A 21307-nucleotide genomic window follows, 5' to 3' on the forward strand; every position below is an offset into this window, starting at 1 on the left:
TTTTAAAAAGAAAGATTAAATCCAAAAGAAATAATTTTTGGTATTGGTTGAGAATATGGACTACCAAAGGTTTCTGGGTCGAAATATCCATCATAATCTGTTCCGAAAACAAATAAGTTTCTTCCTTCTAGGTTAAAGCTTAATCTTGAAACATTTATATCTTCTAGATATTTGCTTGGAACACTATATCCAAACTTTATGCTATTAACTCTTATATATGAAATTTTATCCACCCAAATATCTAAATCTCTGTATGTATTACCTGTATCGTAAGTATGATACCAACTGTACACTAAATCTGTTTCAAAACCTGGTGTTGCACTTCCTATAAAACCTGGGTAATTCCCTGTACCTGCCTTTAAAACTTCTTTATTATAATTATGTGTTGGGCTTATTTGCGTTGGGTGATACGAAGGTGTTCGTTTTATAGTTTGGTTTATGTTGAAATTGGTTGCAATACTTAAACTAAAATCTTTGTATTGAAATTTATTTATAAAACCTCCACTAAACTCTGGATCTCCATTACCCACATAAGTATATAAATCTCTATGCTCTTCTCTTGTTAACTGGCTTCCATCAACCCCTTCTGATAGATTATAAAAATCTACTGCTGTTACTTTTTTTCCATCTTTCCAAAAAAGCGGTAAACCATTACTATCTAAACCTGCTGTTTTTATTGCAAAAACTGCATTTACTCCGTATCCTAATAAAGAAGGTTTAAAATCGTTTTCTTTGGTTTGAATTCTTTCTACAGTATTTTTGTTATGTGATATATTAAAGCTTGTACTCCACTTAAAATCTTCTTTGACGATATTTCTAGAGTTTATTGCTAATTCAATACCTTTATTACTTAATGTTGCCCAGTTTGTATTAATAAAGTTAAAACCAGATTCTAGTGGTATTGCTTGCAATCCTATTAAATCAGAACTTTTACGATAATAATAATCTGCTGACACGTATAATCTATTATTGAATAAGCCTAAGTCAAACCCTACATTTGATGAGATTGTTTTTTCCCAACGTAAATCTTTGTTAGGGGCAGATATTACATTAATTCCTTGTTCAGAATTCCCTGGTAAAATAATTTCATCTTTATAATCTCCCACTACAAAAGGAGATGTTGATTTATCTATATTTCCTTGTACACCGTATGAACCTCTTATTTTAAACTCATTAATAGCATCTACATCAAAAAAGCTTTCTCTAGCTACATTCCAAGAACCTGCAACTGACCATAAAGGCAAGTATCTAAACTCTGGATTTACTCCAAATAAGTTTGAACCATCATATCGTAAGCTTCCAAAGATTGTATATTTTCTATCGTAAGTATACGAAGCTGTTCCGAAGAAAGATGCATATGCATTTTCATTAATTGTTTTTTTGTAAGGATTAAACAATTCATTTCCTAGAGCTCTTTCATCTGTTATTGGTATGGTTCTTAAAGTATTGCTATTAAAACCAAATCCTTTTGTATGAATTTCTGTACGCTTGTCTTCTCTAAACTCAGTACCTAACATCACATCAAGTTCATGAATATTATTTATAGAAGTGTTGTAATTTAAAGTTGTTTTCCAATTGTATTGAAAAGCATCACTATTCCAGTTTTGATTTATACCTCCATCTGGCATAAAAAAAGCATCGTTTCCATCTTCATCTTGATATCTAGACCCAAATCTATATTTTCTAGTATAGTAACTATTTTTATCTCCAAATTTTTCAGTTTGGTCAAAATCAAACTGCATACCTAATTGAGTGTATAACTTTAAAGTATTATCAAACTCGTATGTAAGATCTATGATAGGTTTAATAGAATACGATGTTAGTTCTTGATTTGTATTCTGTCTTTCTTCTAACGGATTATAGCTTAAGTTTAATTCTGATCTTTCAATTAAATCCGGATCATAATTATAACTACCATCAGCATTAAATGGCGTAAAATATGGATTTACTCTTCTTGAATAATTTGCTGGGTTTGTGTAGGCATCTGCCCCTGTAATGTACGATGTACTTTTGTTTCTACTAGCAAAAACCGATACCCCTATATTTAATTTATCGTTTAGATCATAATCATTTTTAAAAGTAAGATTATACCTGTTTAAACCTGTTCCTTTTGTAGTTCCTTCTTCATCAAAATATCCTAAAGAGAAATAATATCTTGATTTCTCACTTCCACCAGAAAGTGTTAATCCGTATTGTTGATTTATTGCTGCTTGGTATAACTCATTACCCCAATTAGCATTTTGATTTCTTAAATTATTGATTGCATTTTGTGCTAATGGATTTATACTTGAAAAACCATTGTTTTGAAAGTTATCATATTCTCCATAGGCTTGTAAAATACGAGATACTCCTCCTCTTTCGCTTTGGTAAGTTAAATCTGACCTACTAGCTAAACCTAATTCAAAGTCTACTTTTTCAGAAGCATTCATTAAGTTTAACTTATCAAAATCGGGACGTAATGTTAAGAAAGTACTTGCATTAAAGTTAACTCTCATCGTTCCTTCTTTACCTTTTTTAGTAGTAATTACAATTACTCCATTTGCCGCTCTTGCTCCATAAATAGATGTTGCAGAGGCATCTTTTAATATCGTAATTTCTTCAATATCTTCAGGGTTGATTCCTGCAATTGGAAAAGATTTTAAATTATCTATATTATCTTTATCTCTAAAATCTTTAGGTATATCATTTCCTTGTAAAGGAATTCCGTCTAGAACCCATAAAGGGTCTGAAGAACCATTTAAAGTTGAAGTACCTCTAATTTGAATTTTGGCTGGTGCTCCTGGTGCTCCACTAGTTGGCTGAACAAGTACTCCTGAAATTTCTCCAGAAAGCATTTGATCTATATTAGCAGTACCTGCACGTTTAACATCATCTGTTTTTATTTTGGCAAACGACGATGTTATTTTTCTCTTTTCTATTTTTTGATACCCCATAACAACAACCTCTCCTAAAAGCTCTTCCTTTTCTTTTAAGGTTATTATCATCTTAGTACTTCTATTTTCTACATTTATTTTTTCAGTTTCAAAACCTATGTATGAAATTATAATATATTTTGTTTCTTTTGGCGCTTTGAATGAAAAATTCCCATCAAAATCGGTAGTGGTACCAATCATAGAAGCCTGAATAACTCCATCTATATTAGTTTTATTCCCTATCATTTTAGTTGAAGCATAAATGCTAACTCCTGGCAGGGTTTCATTTCTGGCTTCATCGATAACTGTTCCACTTATTGTTTTTGTATTCTGCGCAAAAACTGAAAATGGTATAAAAAGCAGTAAGTAAATTAATTTTTTATTCATCATCTTAATTATTCAAATTATATTCTATTCTAGCTATTAAATCATTGTAGTGATTTTGAGTAGCCTTATCCCCTTTCTTTCTTTTCTTTTTCAATAATTTTAAGATTCTTTCTAATTCTGCTCTTTTATTTGAACCCGCATCTGACACCCTGGGTATGTAAGTAAAGTGTACATTTTTAAAGTTCTTATGTTCGTTTGTTAATGTTGTTTGTTTTGTTTTCTTTAATAATATGTTTCTATCAACAGTTAATACGTCTACATAGTTTTTTTGAGTCATACGATCAAACATATCTATAGGTTTGTTTTTAATCGTTTTTTTAAAAATGGCTTCGAAAAGTTCATTAAATAAATACTCTTCTGTAAAAACTTTTTTATCATCAGACGTTAACACTTTGTTTTCAGTAACTCGCATTAATCTATCTGTTTCAACAAGACGATAAATCATGTTTGTTTGATAGGCTCGATGCATAGAGACCGGAGAGTAAAATCGTTCACCATCTGGTGCATCTCTTACAGGGTATACTTTATGAATTAAATCAGGGGTAAACAGCCATTTTTGTGGCAAAATCGCTTTATTTATTATATACTCTAATGATTTTTTTTGAACTTCTACAGGAACTGGCACAAAGGTGTTTTTATTATCACCATAAATAGTATTGTTGATATAAATCCCTCCAATATTTGCCATAACGTGATTATTGTATAGTACCCACTGATCTATTACTGCTTTATATAACTTAGATGCTCTATAATAATCTTCTCCTTCCTCCTTTGTCCATGTTAAAATGTTAGGTACAATTCTTTGTAAGTTTTTTAATCCGTACTCACTTGCTTTTACTGCATCATCACCTAAATCTTCACTTTGCGACCTTGGATCTATAACCTTTCTTTGCTGTGGACCATAAAAATATAATGGATTATTTTCATGTTTTCTTATCCACTGGTTTAGTATTGGTAATTCTTCATGAGGTGTTTTTCCTTCTAACCAACGGTACCCCCAATTAATAGCATACTTATCATACACTCCAATTTTCGGGCTAATTTCGGTTACATTATCACCTGGTTGAGCTACATAATTATAACGAGCGTAATCCATTATAGATGGTGCAGTCCCTCCCATTTTCTTAGTAAAACTAGCTGATCTTAATGAATCTACGGGGTAACTAAATGATGCTCCCATGTTATGTTTTAATCCAAAAGTGTGCCCTACTTCATGAGATGATACAAATTTAATAGACTCCCCCATTATTTCATCTGAAAAAACATTAGCTCTTGCTTCTGGGTTTATAGGTCCTGTTTGAACACGAATCCATTGGTGTAGACCTTTCATTAAATTATGCCACCAAATGATATCTGACTCTAAAATTTCTCCACTTCTAGGATCTACTATTGAAGGTCCCATAGCGTTCTGTCTTTCTGAAGCCACGTAGGTAATTACAGAATAACGAACATCGTCAATGTCAAAATCTTTATCTTCTTTGGTAACTTGTTTGACAACTACTGCGTTTTTAAAACCAGCCTCTTCGAAAGCTTTATTCCAATCATAAACTCCATTTTCAATATATGATATCCATTTTTTGGGGGTTGCAGGATCTATATAATATACTATTTGTTTTTTAGGAATTACTAACTCTCCTTTTTTATATCTTTCGATATCTTCTTTTTTGGGTTCAAGCCTCCAGCGCGTAATTAATTCGCGATGTTCTACTTCATGCTGATTATCAGAATAATAATCCATAGGCTTGCTAAAATACCCTATCCTTTTATCTCCAAAACGTGGCTTCATTATGTTTGTTGGTAACAAAACTATATTGGTTGTAACTCCAATAGATAAAGGTAGTGCCGCACTTTTTCCTTCAGATACAGAAGTCGTTAAAAGAGATTTTACTACTATATTTTTAGAAAAAGTTTTTACTTTCTCAATCTTAGATAGTTTTGTTTTAACACTACCACCTAAACCTATATTTGACAATAAATCATTAAAACTTTTGTCTTTTCCGTTAAAAACTCTGTTTACTTTAATTAATGCCGATGTTTTCTTTTCGTTTTCTGACTCAATTTTAAACTCCTCTATAATAGATTCGCCAAAATTATCATGTACCGAAAGTGTAATTGCATTATTTTTTGGTGAAGTTACTCTTGGATTAATTGTTTTTACCCAAACCTTATTTAATACTGTGTCTTTATAAAACCTAATTAATTTAGTTTCATAAGACATCCCTTTATTTAATCCGTGTCCGTTTAGTGCATAAGGAACTTGAGAAACTTTATTGACAATTAAAAAGTCTTTTGAGAATAATGAATCTGGGATTTCAAAATAGATGTCTTCTTTTAATCTATAAACATTAAACAATCCCTCTTTTTTACCTCCTTCCTTTTGTAATTTCTTATATGAAATCTTACTTATACTTTTAATAGTATCTTTTTTTTCTTCTTCCTTTTGTGCTGTTACTATTGTAGTAAAAAACACCAAGAATAAACTAAGTACTTTTAAATTAATGTTCTTCATTTGAGAATACCCCTTCATAAATTATCTTGATTAACAAGAAACCAAATGTAGAACTGAAGATTCTTTTTAAAAATTAAATGAGAGTGAAACAACTTTTTAAAGGAGTGAATTTTGCTATTTTGATAATAAAGGAATATAACATTTGAATTCACCTCCAATTATCTCTGTTTTAAATGAATTTACACTATAAAACGCATAAAAATTATTCAAATAACTCAAACCCACACTGTAGCTTGCTTCTTTCTCACCTTTTCTTGGGTTATAATTGTTACTCACTACAATTACATCCTTTTCAATTAAAACTTCAACAAAAAGGGGGTTCTTTTTTGTTATTTCATTATGCTTAATAGCATTTTCTACTAATGTTTCTAATGCTAGAAATGGAATTCTCTTCAATAATGCTTTACCTTCCTCGCTATTATCTACAATACTTAAGTTTATACTATTATTAAATCTGATTTTTTGCAAAAAGAAATACTGTTTTAAAAAATGTAGTTCTTCTTTAACAGTAGTAAAATTAGCTTCTCTGTCTTTTAATAAGTATCTATAAACTTCAGATAGCTTTAATACAAACTGCTGAGATGTTGTTTTATCTAAACCTATTAGAACATGTAAAGAATTTAACGTATTGAATAAAAAATGAGGGTTTAATTTTTTTCGCAACTGACTTAACTGTAATCGTGCATTTTTTTGTTGATACTGTTCATTACTTATAGCCAATCGTTTTCTTTCTTGCTCGTACTGAAGCGTTTTTAAATACTGACTTCTTAGTTGACTTCGGGAAAAAGCTAGTATTAACATAAAGGTTAGTAAAGCCAATAAACTCATCCAAAGTAAATACCTTCTTATATCATTTATAGATTCATTAATTAAAATATTTACAGGAAAGCTTGTTATTAAAATTAATTCAGAATTACCTACTTGCATAACATCATAATAGCGCATTACCTCTAAATCCAAATATTCAGAAGTCGCTGCTACTTTAACTTGTTTATTTTTTTTATAATCGTGTGGTTCAAAATTTTCAACAATCTTATTCAACGAAACTTTATCAAAAAAAGAAGCTTCATACTTTCCTATATATCCTATTTCAGGGTGCAGCATACATACACCTTCATTATTCGTTAAAATAACATAGCCTCCCTTTCCAATATACTTTTGTGAAAAATAACCCCAATAGTTTAGTAAATTAACATCATAACCAAAAACAACGAAAGTGCCATCTTGCAATTTATGTTTGATAACCTTTCGGTAATATGTTTTATCCCCTAAACTTAAAATTGTATCAAAAACTTGATTTTTATCTTCAAGAGATTTTATCTTTTCTAATACATTTTTATTAACATCCATGCTACCAAAAAAGTAAGAATCTAAAACCTCATTATCTTCTAGAAAGTAAACAAAGCTAACATCTATGTTTTCTTCAGAAAAAGCTAATTCACTATTAAAAAGTAGTCTATTTTTGAGCTCACTTCTATCTAAGTCATCACTACTTTCAATAATTTTCTGAGTATCAATAATAAATTTATTAAATTCATTAAAGTCAAATTGCAAAATACTTTCCTTTTCTTTTGCATACTGTTTTATAACAACCTCTATCAAGCCTTCAGCTTCTAAAGTTATTTTATTAGTTATTAATCTATATCCAATAAAAAACAATACGATTAATGATACACTTACTAAGAGATAATACTGATGCTTTCTTTTTTTTAACGGAAACTTCATAAAAACTAATTATCCAACCACTTTTTAAACTCTTTGATTCTTTGAGCACTCACTAAAAGAATCTCCTCTACATTTAAGTTTGGTTGTAATTCTATTTTTATACGATTATTACTGTATTTTGATATGTTATTAATCGCTGAATGCTGTAAAATATATTTCCTATTAATCTTGAAAAAGTATTTTTCAGATAGCTCTTCTTCTAAACTAGAGATTGTTCCATCATAAAGATAACTTTCATTATCAAAAGTAAATAAGAATAAGTACTTTCCTTGCGCCATAAAATAAGCTACATCTTCTCTTTTTATAGAAATAGATAAACTTCCTTTTGACACCAAAAAACGTTCTTTTTCTTTTTGATGCTGTATTTTGCTATTCATTTGCAATAGTAATTGCTCTAGCTTATCAGTATATCCTTTATTTTCATTAAGGTTTATGTATTTTTCTATCGCTTTGTTAAGTAACTCTTCACTATACGGTTTTAATAGATAATCTATAGCAAAAAACTGAAAAGACTTGATTGCATACTCGTCAAAAGCTGTTGTAAAAATAATAGGAATTGAAATTTTTAAATTCTCAAAAATTTCAAAACTATAACCATCACCAAGGTGAATGTCGCTTAAAATTAAATCACAGGTGTTTTCTTGAAGCCAAAGAATTGAATCTTCAACACTTTCCAATCGCTTTTTTACAGAAATTGGATAAGGACTTTTCAGCAATAAGTTTTCTAAAGAAGTTGCTGCTAAATCTTCATCTTCAATTATTACTACATCTAATATTTTCATTTACTTTATAGAGATTTAAGAGGGTTCTCCAAAAGTATTAAATTATTTTTATCTTTAATTAAAAGTTATGTTTATGCTAATTTATAAACAGTTACTTTTAACAGAAAGACAGATAGCACCTAATAAAGAAATCTACTTTAGAATTAATTATGGAAGTAAAAATTAACGATTATTACAACACTCGTTTCGCTTTAATAAAAGCACGTTTCCAGTAGTTTTCGTGTAGTGAAGTTACAATTACCCCTCGTGATGTAGTTGAGTGTATAAAACGAATATCTCCATTATCTACTGAAGTAACCAACCCTACATGGTTTACCTTTCCTCTTTTTCTTGAGGTTTTAAAAAACAACAAGTCTCCTCTCTGAACTTCTCGTAAAGAAATACTTTCTCCTTGTACATACATTTGATGTGATGTTCTTGCAATAGGCACATTTCGTTGTTTAAACGAAGTAAAAATCAACCCAGAACAATCCATTCCTCTTTTTGTCATGCCTCCAAAACGATACGGTACACCTTTATAAGTTACTGCTGTCCATACAATTTTATCTGCAACTGTGACTTTATCTGACGATTTAGTTGTTGCTAAATGTGTCTTTTTCTTAACTTTTGCTACTTTTTTTGTTCTTGTTTGGTACGTATTACTTACATTTTTTGATGATCCACAAGAAATCATTAAAAATGACACTATACATATAAAGAAGATTTTTTTTATCATGCTATTCTTTACTTTTTAATCCAGCAACAATCAACTTTGCTGTTTTTTCAGAGGCTCCTTTTCCTCCTAATTTTTGCTCTAAATCAAAGTATGACAAAAATAATTTCTGACGATGCTCTGATTCTAAAATACGTGTTAGTTCATGCTGTAAGTTCTCTTTGGTAAAATCATTTTGTATCAACTCTTTTACCACTTCCCTATCCATTATTAAGTTTACTAGCGATATGTACTTTAATGTAATAATTCGTTTGGCTATTTGATAGGAAATATTACTTCCTTTATAGCATACCACCTGGGGGACTTTAAATAAAGCTGTTTCTAAAGTTGCTGTTCCTGAAGCCACTAAAGCCGCGTGTGAGATACTTAACAAATCATAGGTCTTATTATTGATAAATTTCACATTCGCATTTCCAATTATTTCTTGATAAAAATCATATGATTGACTTGGTGCTCCCGCCACTACAAACTGATACTGTGAAAAATCTTTTACCAATGAAAGCATTACCGATAGCATTTTTGTTATTTCTTGTTTTCTGCTTCCTGGCAACAATGCTATCACCTCTTTGTGACCCAAGTTGTGTTCTTTTCTAAATGTTTCGATAGAAACTTGCTCCCTTCCTGCAATTCCATCAATTAAAGGGTGCCCTACAAAACGAACATTATAACCATGCTTTTTGTAAAATTCTTTTTCAAACGGAAGAATTACAAACATTTGATCAATGTCTCGTTTAATGTCTTTTATTCTACCCGCTCTACTTGCCCAAACTTGTGGTGAAATATAATAATTGGTTCTAAAACTTTGCTTTCTTGCCCATTTAGCTATACGAAGATTAAAACCTGAGTTATCTATAAAAATTATTACATCAGGATTGAATTGGGCAATATCTTTTTTACAAAAAGAAATCATTCCTAAAATCTTTCGTAAATTCATCAACACCTCAACAAAACCCATAAAAGCACGTTCTTTATAATGCTTAACAAGTGTACCACTAATTTCTTGCATTAAATCTCCTCCCCAAAAACGAATATCGGCTTTCGGGTCTTCTTTTAACAAAGCTTTCATCAAATTAGCCCCGTGTAAATCACCCGAAGCTTCACCAACAAGAATGTAATATTTCATGTGTTAGAATTAGAAAAACTTTAAATATGCTGTTAATAAAGCCACAGCTATTGTAGTTATTAATACTCCTCTTGCTCTGTAATCTTGTTTCTTCTTTAAAAATACCCAAAAAACAAATAAGTTAGGTATTGCTGCTAGTGCTATAACAGACCCTAATACTCCCCCTTCTCTTATTTTTGCAATCGTTTCTGAAATACTCAGTTCAGAAATATACTCTAAGTAGATAAAAAAACCACAAGTCGTTGCCAATAATGAGACTAAAATCCCAATCAATAATTCTTTTTTTATATGTCCCATGTGTGTAATTTTTGAATTGCATGGTGAGCTGTCATATCAAATTGGACTGGCACTACAGATATAAATCCATTTTCTAGCGCCCAAATATCAGTATCTTGTCCTTTATCCCTATTAATGAACTCTCCAGAAAGCCAATAGTACTCTTTACCAAATGGGCTTTTGCGCTTATCAAACGTTTCCTTCCAGTAACCATTCGCTTGCCTACAAATACGAACTCCTTTAATTTCGTCTTCTTTTAACTTCGGAATGTTTACATTTAAAATTACACCATCTGGTAATCCGTTTAATAAAACATTCAACGCTATTTTTTCTATAAACTTACGTGCAGCTCTAAAGTCAGCATGCCAATCAAAATCCAACAGAGAAAACCCTATTGCAGGAATTCCTTCAATACCGGCCTCTACTGCAGCACTCATTGTCCCTGAATAAATAACATTAATTGATGAGTTTGCTCCATGATTAATTCCTGAAACACATAAATCAGGTGTACGGTTTAAAATCTCATTCTTTGCCATTTTAACACAATCTGCTGGTGTACCAGAACAACTGTATTCAATTTGCGGACCTTCATCAATGGTTATAGGGTTACAATGCAACACATTATTCACCGTAATTGCATGCCCCATTCCACTTTGTGGACTATCAGGAGCTACTACTACTACATCTCCTATTTTATTCATAATTTCAATCAACATTCGAATACCTGGAGCAGTAATTCCGTCATCGTTCGTAACTAAAATCAAAGGTCTATCTTGCATAGTAAGTAAGTTTTACAACAAATGTAACATAAAAAAAGGATTCTATTTTTAACATTTTGTAAAGACAAATTGGTTCTTTTTATCCGTAAAATTGTGGTAATCAAACCCAAGCATCATGGTACGGATTATTGTTTATGTTACAATTTTTATTATTTCTTCTTTTTTTTCAATTATTTCTGCACAAAATACTCCCACAATACCATGTAATGAAATAAACTATACCCAATTTGATTTTTGGGTCGGAAATTGGAATGTTTATAACACACAAGGAAAATTAATTGGCCACAACAACGTTTTAAAAATGCCTAATGCTTGTGCTATTCAAGAAAATTGGACTTCAAAAACATCTACTAGCAAAGGCACCAGTTATAATTATTACAATAAAAAAGATAATACTTGGAATCAAGTTTGGATTGATAACACTGGTTTTTCATTAGTTTTAAAAGGTGATTTTAAAGATAGTACCATGACTTTAAAAAGTAATCTTGTAAAAAATGACAAAGGCAATTATTACAACCTAATTACTTGGACAAAAAATAAAGATGGTTCGGTAACTCAAGTATGGTATTTCCTTGACGAAAACCACAAAAAAATTAAAGAAGTTTTTAAAGGCATTTATAAAAAACAATAAAACTAAAAAATTGGCATTATTTTAGTAGCTTAGCAACACAACGACTCAACACAAATTAAAAAGACAGAAGGTTTTATGAAGACGAAGTTTATTATACCATTTTTAGCAATTACCCTTTTATTTTCTAACTCTGTTAGTTCGAATACACTTCCTAATAACGATCCTGAAAAAGACCGTGTAATTGTTTACGTTTTAAAAAATATTTTAAATAGGTATCATTATGTTCAGAAAAAATTAAATGACGATTTTTCTGAACACGTATATACTACATTTATTGATGGACTAGACCCTAGTAAACGTTATTTTACTCAAGAAGATTTAAAAGAGTTTTCTCAATACAAATATCAAATCGACAATCAATTAAAAGAATCTAACATTGATTTTTACAAATTGGTGTATAAACGTTTTTTAGAAAAGATGGAATCAGGTAAAAAGACCTATCGTTCTTTATTAAAACAACCTTTCAATTATAAAAAGAAAGAGGTTATTGATGTTGATTATGATAAAGTTACGTATGCTAAAAACCAAACTGAATTGATCAATTATTGGAGAAAACAATTAAAATTATCGATTTTAAGTAATATTGAAGATGCTGAAAATCAACAGAACGAAAAATTTAAAAAAGATAAAACCTTTAAAAAGAAAAGCTTTAAAGAATTAGAATCTGAAGCAAGAAAAAAGGTCTTAAAAAATATGGATGACTTGTACATGCGTATTGGTGAACTTGAGAATTCTGATTGGTATTCTACTTTTTTAAACAGTGTTGTTAGTGGTTTTGATCCGCACACAACCTACATGTCTCCTCGTATTAAAACACGTTTCGACCAAGAAATGTCTGGTAAACTAGAGGGGATTGGAGCTCGTTTACAAAAAAAAGGAATTTACACTCATGTTGTTGAGTTAATTTCTGGGGGACCTGCTTGGAAACAAGGTGAATTAGAAGCTGACGATATTATTTTAAAAGTTGCACAAGGAGACGAAGAACCTTTAGATATTGTTGGGATGCGTTTAGATGACGCTATTAAATTCATCAAAGGAAAAAAAGGGACAGAAGTTCGTTTAACCGTAAAGAAAAAAATTGATGGATCTATTAAAATTATTCCAATTATTAGAGATGTGGTTGAGCTTGAAGAAACTTTTGTGAAGTCGAGTATTGTTGAAAAGAATGGTAAAAAATACGGAGTTATCAACCTTCCGAGATTCTATATAGATTTTAATGACTTGAGCCGTAGAGATGCTGCCAAAGACATGGAAAAAGAAATTGAGCGTTTAAAAGAAGAAAATGTTCAAGGTTTAATTGTTGATTTACGCGACAATGGTGGTGGATCTTTAAAAACAGCCATTGAAATTGGTGGTTTATTCATCAACAAAGGGCCAATTGTTCAAGTAAAATACCGTGGTGAAGATCCTTTAGTAAAAGCTGATACTGATCCAAAAATTCAATGGGAAGGACCTTTGGTAGTAATGGTAAATGAATTTTCTGCTTCTGCTTCTGAAATTTTTGCCGCTGCTATGCAAGACTATAAGCGTGGTGTTATAATTGGAGGTAAACAAACTTATGGTAAAGGAACTGTACAAAACGTGTTACCTATAAACCGCTTTTACGAACAGTATCCTAACGATTTGGGAGCTTTAAAAATGACGATTCAAAAGTTTTATAGAATTAATGGTGGTTCTACTCAAATTGAAGGTGTTTATTCTGATATTTCTTTACCAACTCGATATAGTTATATGGATTTTGGGGAGCGTGATTTAGATGGCGCTTTACCTTGGGATAAGGTACAGCAAGCAAAATATACCGCTACTAATTCTTACAGTAATTTTGCTGATGTAGTTTACAACAGTAAGCAACGTGTTATGAATAACAATAGGTTTAATAAAATAAACGACTACGCTAAGTGGTTAAAGAAAAACCAAGATGAAAGAGTGTATTCTTTAAACTACGACACCTTTAAAAAAGAAAGTGAAACAAAAACTAAAGAAGGAAAACAGTTTAAAGATATTTTTAAGTTTGATTCTAACTTAACATTTGTATCTCCTAAATACGAATTAAATTTATTTAAAAAGGATACTGTTTTAGAAGAAAAACGAGTTGCATGGCATAAAAATCTTCAGAAAGACATTTACATAAATGAAGCGCTAAACGTACTGAGCGAATTAAAAATGAACAACAATCATGTTGCTGTAAAACATTAAAAAAAGGGTTCTTTCGAACCCTTTTTCTTTTTTGCTACTTTTATGTTAAAAAATACTTTTTTAAATCTGTTAGCTACATACTCAAACGATAACAGTCTCAACACCTTGTTATGGCAAGAGATAGAAAAAAATCATTCTGATAAAAAAAGACACTATCATACATTAGAACATCTTAAGAATTTACTTTTTCAACTAACACCAATAAAAGAGAAAATAAGTCATTGGAACACTGTTTTATTCACGCTATTTTATCATGATATTATCTATAGCTCTTTAAAAAGCAACAACGAAGAAAAAAGTGCAGAATTAGCTACTAAAAGAATGAAACAACTTTCTGTTCCTAAAGAAATTATAGAGAATTGCTATTCTCAGATTTTAGCCACTAAGTCTCATAAAATAGCTAAAGATTCAGATACTAACTATTTTACTGATGCTGATTTATCTATTTTAGGTCAAGACTGGGAAGTATATACTCAATATTATAAAAATGTACGAAAAGAATATGCTATTTATCCTAATTTGGTTTATAATTCAGGACGAAAAAAAGCATTACAGCATTTTTTAACAATGGAAAATATATTCAAAACCGAATATTTTTATCAAAAGTTCGAAGAAACTGCTCGCAAAAATATTCAACGAGAAATTGAGTTATTATAATAATTCAATTTTAACCACCAATCCTTCATTAGAACGGACATTAAACACTGTTTCGTCCTCAAAAATTAAGTATTGCCCCTTAACACCTACCAATTTCCCTGTATATGTTTCTTCTTTTTCTAAATTTAAACTTTTAGGTTTTTTAGGAAATTTTTCAACAGGAAATTGAATATTGGTTTCAGTATTATTGGCTATATAATATTCTTTAGCTTCATCAGGAATAAACTCTTGTAATTTTTCTCGCCACTCAACTAAGTTTTCATCCTTAATATCATTCTTCAGCATGGTTCTCCAATTCGTTTTATCAGCTACATGTTCTTTTAAAGCCACCTCGGTAATTCCTGCTAAATAACGATTAGGTACCTCAACAATTTCAATAGCTTCGTGTGCTCCTTGATCTATCCAACGGGTCGGTACTTGTTGCTTTCTCGTCACTCCTACCTTCACATTACTAGAGTTTGCTAAATACACAATATGTGGCTGTAGCTGTACCTTTTTTTCATATTCTAAATCTCTATCTTCCTCCCCTAAATGCGCTTTACTTAATTCAGGGCGCATTATCCAATCGCCTGCTGTTGGAATTTCAAAAAAACATTTTTTACAAAAACCTTGACGGTATATTTTCTTTTCTAAATGGCAATTTAAACACTCATAGGTAACAAAACTTAAGGTTAACTCTTTATTCAATAACTGGTTCATATTCAAAAAGTCAGCCCCCATATTTAAATAATATTGAACTGTGCTTAAATTTTCAGTGGACATTTTTTTTAAAACTCCTTGGTATTGCATGTCTTAAATTTTGTTACATTTAGCTTCACAAAATTACAGTAAAAAAATTGAATTAAGAGTTAATCTATGACGTTTCCATTTATAAATTCAATCATTTCTTGGTTCCTAAAAAAGCGCAAACATCAAGTAGAGCTATTTTTAAAATACCCTATCGATGTTCAAAATGAGCTATTACAAAAACTTGTAAGTGCGGCTAAAAACACTGAGTTTGGGAAACAACAAGATTTCTCTTCTATTAAAAATTATACTGACTTCGCTAACAATGTTCCCATTCAACGTTATGAAAGTATTGAACCGCTTATTGAACGTTGTAGAAAAGGAGAGCAAAACTTATTTTGGCCCACGCCTATTCGTTGGTTTGCCAAATCAAGTGGTACAACTAATGCGAAGAGTAAATTTATTCCTGTGAGTGATGAAGCCATTGAGTTTTGTCATTTCAAAGCAGGAAAAGATATGTTATGCTTATACATTAATAACAACGAGAGCGCGAAGCTTTTTACTGGTAAGGGACTGCGTTTAGGTGGAAGCTCAGCTGTATATGAAGACAACAATACTTACTTTGGTGATTTATCGGCCATAATCATTGAAAACATGCCTTTTTGGGCTGATTTTAGCTCTGCTCCAAGACAAGAAACTGCTTTAATGAGCGAGTGGGAAACAAAAATGGAAGCCATTATTAACGAGACCATTCACGAAAATATTACAAGCTTGGTTGGAGTTCCTTCTTGGATGCTGGTTTTATTGAATAGAGTATTAGAAAAAACGGGGAAGGATAATATTTTGGAGGTATGGCCTAATTTAGAAGTTTATTTCCACGGTGGAATAAACTTCAACCCATACAGAGAACAGTATAAAAAACTCATTCCACGAGACGATTTTAAATATTACGAAACTTATAATGCTTCCGAAGGTTTTTTTGCTATTCAAGATAGAAACAATTCCGATGAGATGTTACTCATGCTAGACTATGGGATTTTTTATGAGTTTATTCCTATGAGTGATTATAATGTAGAAAACTCTGTAGCGATTCCTCTTTCTGAAGTAAAAAAAGATATTAATTACGCCATTATTATTACCACTAATGGTGGTTTATGGCGTTATTTGATTGGTGATACTGTTAAGTTTACCTCAACCAAACCTTATCGTGTAAAAATTACAGGACGTACTAAACACCATATCAATGTTTTCGGTGAAGAGTTAATTATTGAAAATGCTGAAGATGCTTTAAAAGCTGCTAGCGACAAAACCAATTGTGAAATTAAAGAATACACTGTTGGCCCTATTTTTATGAATGGTAAAGAAAACGGAGCACATGAATGGATTATTGAGTTTAAAAAACCTCCTAAAAAACTTGCCTTTTTTACTGAAATGTTAGACAATGCTCTAAAAAACTGCAATTCAGATTATGAAGCTAAACGTTATAATAATATGACTTTAGCAATGCCTAAAATACATCAAGCTCGAGAAGGTTTGTTTTACGATTGGATGAAAAAAAGAGGGAAACTAGGTGGGCAACATAAAATTCCTCGTTTATCAAATAGTCGTGATTTTGTTGAAGAGCTTTTAAAATTATAAACGTACTATTCTGTTTTAATTTTAATAGGTAACTGATATTTCGTCACTACAGGAATCCCTCTTTTTGTAGCTGGACTTATAATTGGTAATTTTTCTATTGCCAACTTTATTATGCTATCTAATTCTGGTAATTGATTGATAACAACATCAGAAGTAGTGACCTTTCCTAAAACAAACTTTCCCTCTTTATTAATCAGAATATCAATTAAAACTTCTTCATCTAGGCTATTTTTAGTGACAAAGTTATGTTCCTTTAAACTCGTTGTTACTCTTTTATGAATTTCATCCCTAAAACAACTAACTCTATCTTCTTTAAGTAAGTTTTTGCATTTACTAAAAGAAGGAGACTCATCTACTTTTGTAAAGTCAACTACTGTATCTACAACTTGAGCGCTGTCCTTTTTTGAGTATAAAAAAAAGTCGCAAGAAAAACATAGCAAAGTACAAACTAAAAAAGCCACATAGCGAAAACTCATCTTATTGATTTTAAGATGAATATACAAAATTAAATACTATTGTAAAATCTCTCCTTGTAAGAAATAATACTTTTTAATTTCTTTTAGTCGTGTTTTTGCATGTTTCGTTAAAACTGAATCTTTTCTTTCAAAACGATTTATATAATTTTTATAGTGTTTATAAGCTATTCTTTTATCTTTATAATAATCCTCGCTAGTTTTAGCTAATTGATATAAAGCCTTATAATTTTTCCTATTTTCCTCAAAAGCTTTTTTATAAGATTTTAATTCTTCTTTAGGGTTTCCTAATTCTTCATAAACTCTTGCTAATTGATAATATTCAACATCTCTGGGTTCTTTACCAGCAAAAGTTGCCACCATATAATCTAACTGAGCTTTGTAAAACTTTTTCTTTTCGAAATTAATGTCGCCTAAATAGGTATATGCTTTAAAATCTGATTTGTCAATACTTATAGCTTTATTAAAATGCTTTTTTGCTTCGTCGTATTTCTTTAGATTAAAGTAGCTACGCCCTAACATTTTTTGTGTATAGTGTTCGTTAGGTTCCAAAGTATCTAATCGTTGTAAAAATTGAATAGCTTCTGTAAACTTTTCTTCTTTATATAAATTATTGATTTTTAACTTATTCAAATTAATATGATTCGGATTTACCACCAAACCTCTATTTATAAAAATGTTTGCTGAATCTTTATCTCTTAATAAAGTATAAGCTAATGCTAAGTGGTGAATAGATTTAATGTGGGTTGTATCATTTTTATAGGCTTCTAAAAAACTATTTATTTTCAAGTTTCGTTTTTTCAACATTCCATAAGCAATTCCCAATCTGTAATGGTAATTTGCATTTGTACTATCTTGTTGAATGATGTTCTTAAAAGTATCTATTGCTTTGGCAGGTTGTTTTGTTTGTGCGTACAATTTTCCTAACTGGTACTGAATAAATAAATTTTCAGCATCATCTTTTATAATACCTTCATAAACATCAATCGCTTTTTGTAATTTTTTCTCTTTTTTATATGCTTTCGCTAATCTTATTTTTACTGAATAATCATCTTTTAACTCCAATGCCTTTTCATAATATAAAGAGGCTTTTTTATAATTATCAATTGAAGCATAAATAGATCCTACTTTTGAGTTTGATTGAAATGTAGATGGTAACTTTTGTAACTTTAATAACGCTGTTTGATAGCGTCCTATATTCACTAAACTATCAATAGTTTTAAAAGTCGAAACTTGCGCTTCGACTTTTAGAAATGCTATTACAAAAACAATAAGTAAAATTTTATTTTTCACGTTTCTATTTTTGATATTATTCATTGGTTATTGGTGACCAAGATACTTATTTTATTCTATGTTAAATGTGATGGGTAATACAAACCCAGTCGCCACAACTTTTCCATCTTTTTTTCCTGGTAGCATTTGCGGCAACTTTTGCGCCAATTCTTCTGCATGCTGTTTTAATATAGGGTGCGGTGCTCTTGCTATTATGTTTGTCACATTACCTTTTTTATCTATTTTAAATTTAATATAAAGTCTTTTTTTACCTGAATCTAAACCTAACCCATTTGCTATAGATGTATCAAAATTCTCTTTTACAAACTCCTGTAAACTTCTATTAAAACAATCTTTATCTCCTTCAGCACATCCTGGGAAAGTTGGTACTTTTTCTAAAAGTGAAAAAGGTATACTTCCACCTTTATCAACCATTTCCTTTATTTTTATTTTAACTAAGTCATAAGCTATAATCTTCCTATTACTTGTTCCTTTATATACTTTAACTCCCAACACTGAACCCTCGTCCTCTAGACTCTCTTTAAGAGCTAAAAACTCACTCTTCTCTTCTTCATACAAATCATTAATTGACAATTCTTTACCTAAGTCTATCTTCTCTCCAAAGTAACGATCTAAATACGTACTTTTTTCTCCTTTAACTGAAGTAATTTCTCCATCTTTACTGTTATAAATTGTTACTAATTCTTTTTTCGCAATAGCTTCACTACTTTTATTCTCGTCTGAGCAAGCCGTATACAAAATCATGCTTCCTAAGAGTGGAATTAACAACAAATACTTTAGCTGTTTAACTTTTTTGGATTGTGTTTTCGTCATCATAATAATTCGTTTTTTGATTAATGAATGTTTGTAAAACTGATTAATGAATGAAATATGCTCGACCTGAAAAATATCAGCGAGTAAATGGTTTATATAGTTTTCTTTTTTATCTGATTTGCTGGCTACAGCATCTGAAATATATTCATGAACTAACGAAATACGGTTTTGATACACATACACCATTGGATTAAACCACATAACTATTTTTAAAAACTCAAAAAACAACAGGTCTAATGTGTGTTTCTGCTCGCTATGTACTAATTCGTGCTGAATAATTTTTTCTCTTTTCTGAGAAGGAATTTCATTCCCTAAAAAAATATAGTTGAAAAATGAAAAAGCTTTTGTTTTCTTTGGAAGTAACACCAATTTATAGCTTTCTTTTTTAGAAACCCCGTATTGCAAGACCAATCGAACAATACGTTCTAACTTCACTAAAAACACTATGAAGAACAGCACACACCCACTCCAAAATAGTACATCTAAATAATTCATAGATTGATACCAAGCTGCTTTTTCAATCACTTTTTGTGGAGATAAAACTACTTCTGGTAATAAAATATAATACTCTTGTGGTACTGCTTTTTGAACTGTTGAAATTTTAAACAAAGGCAACACAAAAGAAAGCAATGCAGTACTTAACAAGTACCATCTATTTTTGTTAAAGAAAGTTTCTTTACTTAAAAAGAAATCATACACCGCCACAAAAAGCACTTGGAATAATACAACTTGAATGATATAATTTATCATGACTTCTTATTTTTATTCACTTCTTTTAAAATACTCTCTAGTTCTTGAATATCCATTTTGTTTTCTTTCATAAAAAATGATACCATGCTCTTGAAAGAACCTCCAAAATAACCGTTCATTAACTTATGCAAACTCTCATTACTATACTCAGACTTTTCCACCAATGGGTAGTAAACATATCCCCTACCTTTTGACTCGTGCCCCACAAACTCTTTGGTCTCCAAAATCCTTATAATAGTTGAAACAGTATTATATGCTGGTTTTGGATCAGGTAATTCAGTTATTACTTCTTTTACTGAAGCTTTTTTTAACTTCCATAATACCTGCATTATTTGCTCTTCTGCCTTCGTTAATTGTCTATTCATTTTATTTATTTAAATATTTCACATTGCCACACTGGGCAAATTTTTCTTTCCTTGTTAAGTCTATTTTTAACTTTGTGATATTTTCAGTCAGCAGTTGTTCATATTCTCTCTTTTTACTACTGGTAACATTTTCATTCATTACTTTAAACACCATATAATTTACTTCTCCATCTTTATTAAAATAAATTTTATTGAGTATTTTCACAGAACTGTCTTTTATTCCCCAATCAAAATCATTATCTTTTAAAATCTTCCCTACTTGTTTATGAAAATCACCCCATGATTTCGTTACTTCCTTATATTCTTCATCTGTTGTAAATTCTGGATTTAATAAATTTTTATACTTAGTATCTAGATCTAGCTTTTTTACTTTATTAATTGCTGCTTCATTTTGAAGATTTACAACCTCTCCTTCATTTTCTTTATTACATGAAAACAACACAATAAGTGAACAAACCAATAATAACTTTTTCATATTTAACGCTTTATATTTTTATAACCACAACAAATATAACTAAAAAATTAGTTTAAACTAATTTTTTAGTTAATAAATATGTAAC

The 21307-nt window shown here is 30.4% G+C and carries 18 protein-coding genes; 4 read left to right on the forward strand and 14 right to left on the reverse strand.

The genetic code is table 11. The annotated features are described in order from the left end of the window. Positions 1-2: 2 nt before the first annotated feature. The 8 genes from C7448_RS12310 to surE all read right to left on the reverse strand — a co-directional run bounded on the left by C7448_RS12310 (position 3) and on the right by surE (position 11205). On the reverse strand, positions 3-3302 hold the full coding sequence (locus C7448_RS12310) for a SusC/RagA family TonB-linked outer membrane protein (RefSeq protein ID WP_317124711.1): 3300 nt from the start codon (positions 3300-3302) through the stop codon (positions 3-5). 1 nt (position 3303) lies between these two features. Beyond that, complete coding sequence (locus C7448_RS12315; RefSeq protein WP_115901691.1) at positions 3304-5826, reverse strand: zinc-dependent metalloprotease; 2523 nt, start codon at positions 5824-5826, stop codon at positions 3304-3306. Positions 5827-5922: 96 nt separating this feature from the next. After that, a complete protein-coding gene (locus C7448_RS12320; protein ID WP_115901692.1) occupies positions 5923-7533 on the reverse strand; it encodes a sensor histidine kinase in 1611 nt (536 codons plus the stop codon). Positions 7534-7538: 5 nt separating this feature from the next. After that, positions 7539-8315 (reverse strand): LytR/AlgR family response regulator transcription factor, encoded by a 777-nt coding sequence (locus tag C7448_RS12325; RefSeq protein WP_115901693.1) that lies wholly within the window; start codon positions 8313-8315, stop codon positions 7539-7541. A gap of 172 nt (positions 8316-8487) precedes the next feature. Beyond that, positions 8488-9030, reverse strand: a complete 543-nt coding sequence (locus C7448_RS12330) for a C40 family peptidase (protein WP_115901694.1) — start codon at positions 9028-9030, stop codon at positions 8488-8490. A gap of 1 nt (position 9031) precedes the next feature. Further along, on the reverse strand, positions 9032-10150 hold the full coding sequence (gene lpxB / locus C7448_RS12335; protein ID WP_115901695.1) for a lipid-A-disaccharide synthase: 1119 nt from the start codon (positions 10148-10150) through the stop codon (positions 9032-9034). 9 nt (positions 10151-10159) lie between these two features. Then, entirely contained in the window at positions 10160-10447 is a 288-nt protein-coding gene (locus C7448_RS12340; RefSeq protein ID WP_115901696.1) for a hypothetical protein, read from the reverse strand. Continuing rightward, positions 10435-11205: a 5'/3'-nucleotidase SurE gene (surE, locus tag C7448_RS12345; RefSeq protein WP_115901697.1), complete on the reverse strand. Its 771-nt coding sequence runs from the start codon at positions 11203-11205 to the stop codon at positions 10435-10437. Before surE ends, C7448_RS12340 begins: the two co-directional genes overlap by 13 nt. 115 nt (positions 11206-11320) lie before the next feature. Between surE and C7448_RS12350 the strand changes: the two genes are divergently transcribed. From C7448_RS12350 to C7448_RS12360, 3 genes are all read left to right on the forward strand, one after another. Then, positions 11321-11836, forward strand: a complete 516-nt coding sequence (locus tag C7448_RS12350; protein ID WP_115901698.1) for a hypothetical protein — start codon at positions 11321-11323, stop codon at positions 11834-11836. Between the two features lie 75 nt (positions 11837-11911). Beyond that, complete coding sequence (locus tag C7448_RS12355) at positions 11912-14032, forward strand: carboxy terminal-processing peptidase (RefSeq protein WP_115901699.1); 2121 nt, start codon at positions 11912-11914, stop codon at positions 14030-14032. A gap of 42 nt (positions 14033-14074) precedes the next feature. Then, positions 14075-14689 carry an HD domain-containing protein gene (locus C7448_RS12360; RefSeq protein ID WP_115901700.1) on the forward strand — a complete coding sequence of 205 codons (615 nt, stop codon included), beginning with the start codon at positions 14075-14077 and terminating at the stop codon, positions 14687-14689. Here C7448_RS12360 and C7448_RS12365 read toward each other — a convergent pair. Further along, entirely contained in the window at positions 14684-15478 is a 795-nt protein-coding gene (locus C7448_RS12365; protein ID WP_115901701.1) for a DUF2797 domain-containing protein, read from the reverse strand. The genes C7448_RS12360 and C7448_RS12365 overlap by 6 nt on opposite strands. A gap of 66 nt (positions 15479-15544) precedes the next feature. Between C7448_RS12365 and C7448_RS12370 the strand changes: the two genes are divergently transcribed. After that, the gene (locus tag C7448_RS12370; RefSeq protein ID WP_115901702.1) at positions 15545-17053 is read left to right on the forward strand and encodes a GH3 auxin-responsive promoter family protein; all 1509 of its coding nucleotides are present in this window, start codon (positions 15545-15547) and stop codon (positions 17051-17053) included. A gap of 5 nt (positions 17054-17058) precedes the next feature. Here C7448_RS12370 and C7448_RS12375 read toward each other — a convergent pair whose 3' ends face one another. From C7448_RS12375 to C7448_RS12395, 5 genes are read right to left on the reverse strand one after another with little or no spacing between them, the layout of a single operon-like run. Then, positions 17059-17529 (reverse strand): hypothetical protein, encoded by a 471-nt coding sequence (locus C7448_RS12375; RefSeq protein ID WP_115901703.1) that lies wholly within the window; start codon positions 17527-17529, stop codon positions 17059-17061. Between the two features lie 36 nt (positions 17530-17565). Beyond that, complete coding sequence (locus C7448_RS12380) at positions 17566-18819, reverse strand: tetratricopeptide repeat protein (protein ID WP_115901800.1); 1254 nt, start codon at positions 18817-18819, stop codon at positions 17566-17568. Between the two features lie 51 nt (positions 18820-18870). Beyond that, positions 18871-20382 carry a M56 family metallopeptidase gene (locus C7448_RS12385; protein ID WP_115901704.1) on the reverse strand — a complete coding sequence of 504 codons (1512 nt, stop codon included), beginning with the start codon at positions 20380-20382 and terminating at the stop codon, positions 18871-18873. Beyond that, positions 20379-20747: a BlaI/MecI/CopY family transcriptional regulator gene (locus C7448_RS12390; protein WP_115901705.1), complete on the reverse strand. Its 369-nt coding sequence runs from the start codon at positions 20745-20747 to the stop codon at positions 20379-20381. Before C7448_RS12390 ends, C7448_RS12385 begins: the two co-directional genes overlap by 4 nt. A 1-nt stretch (position 20748) precedes the next feature. Next, positions 20749-21222 carry a hypothetical protein gene (locus C7448_RS12395; RefSeq protein ID WP_115901706.1) on the reverse strand — a complete coding sequence of 158 codons (474 nt, stop codon included), beginning with the start codon at positions 21220-21222 and terminating at the stop codon, positions 20749-20751. Positions 21223-21307 lie beyond the last annotated feature (85 nt).

The organism is Tenacibaculum gallaicum, assembly GCF_003387615.1.
Classification (GTDB): domain Bacteria; phylum Bacteroidota; class Bacteroidia; order Flavobacteriales; family Flavobacteriaceae; genus Polaribacter; species Polaribacter gallaicus.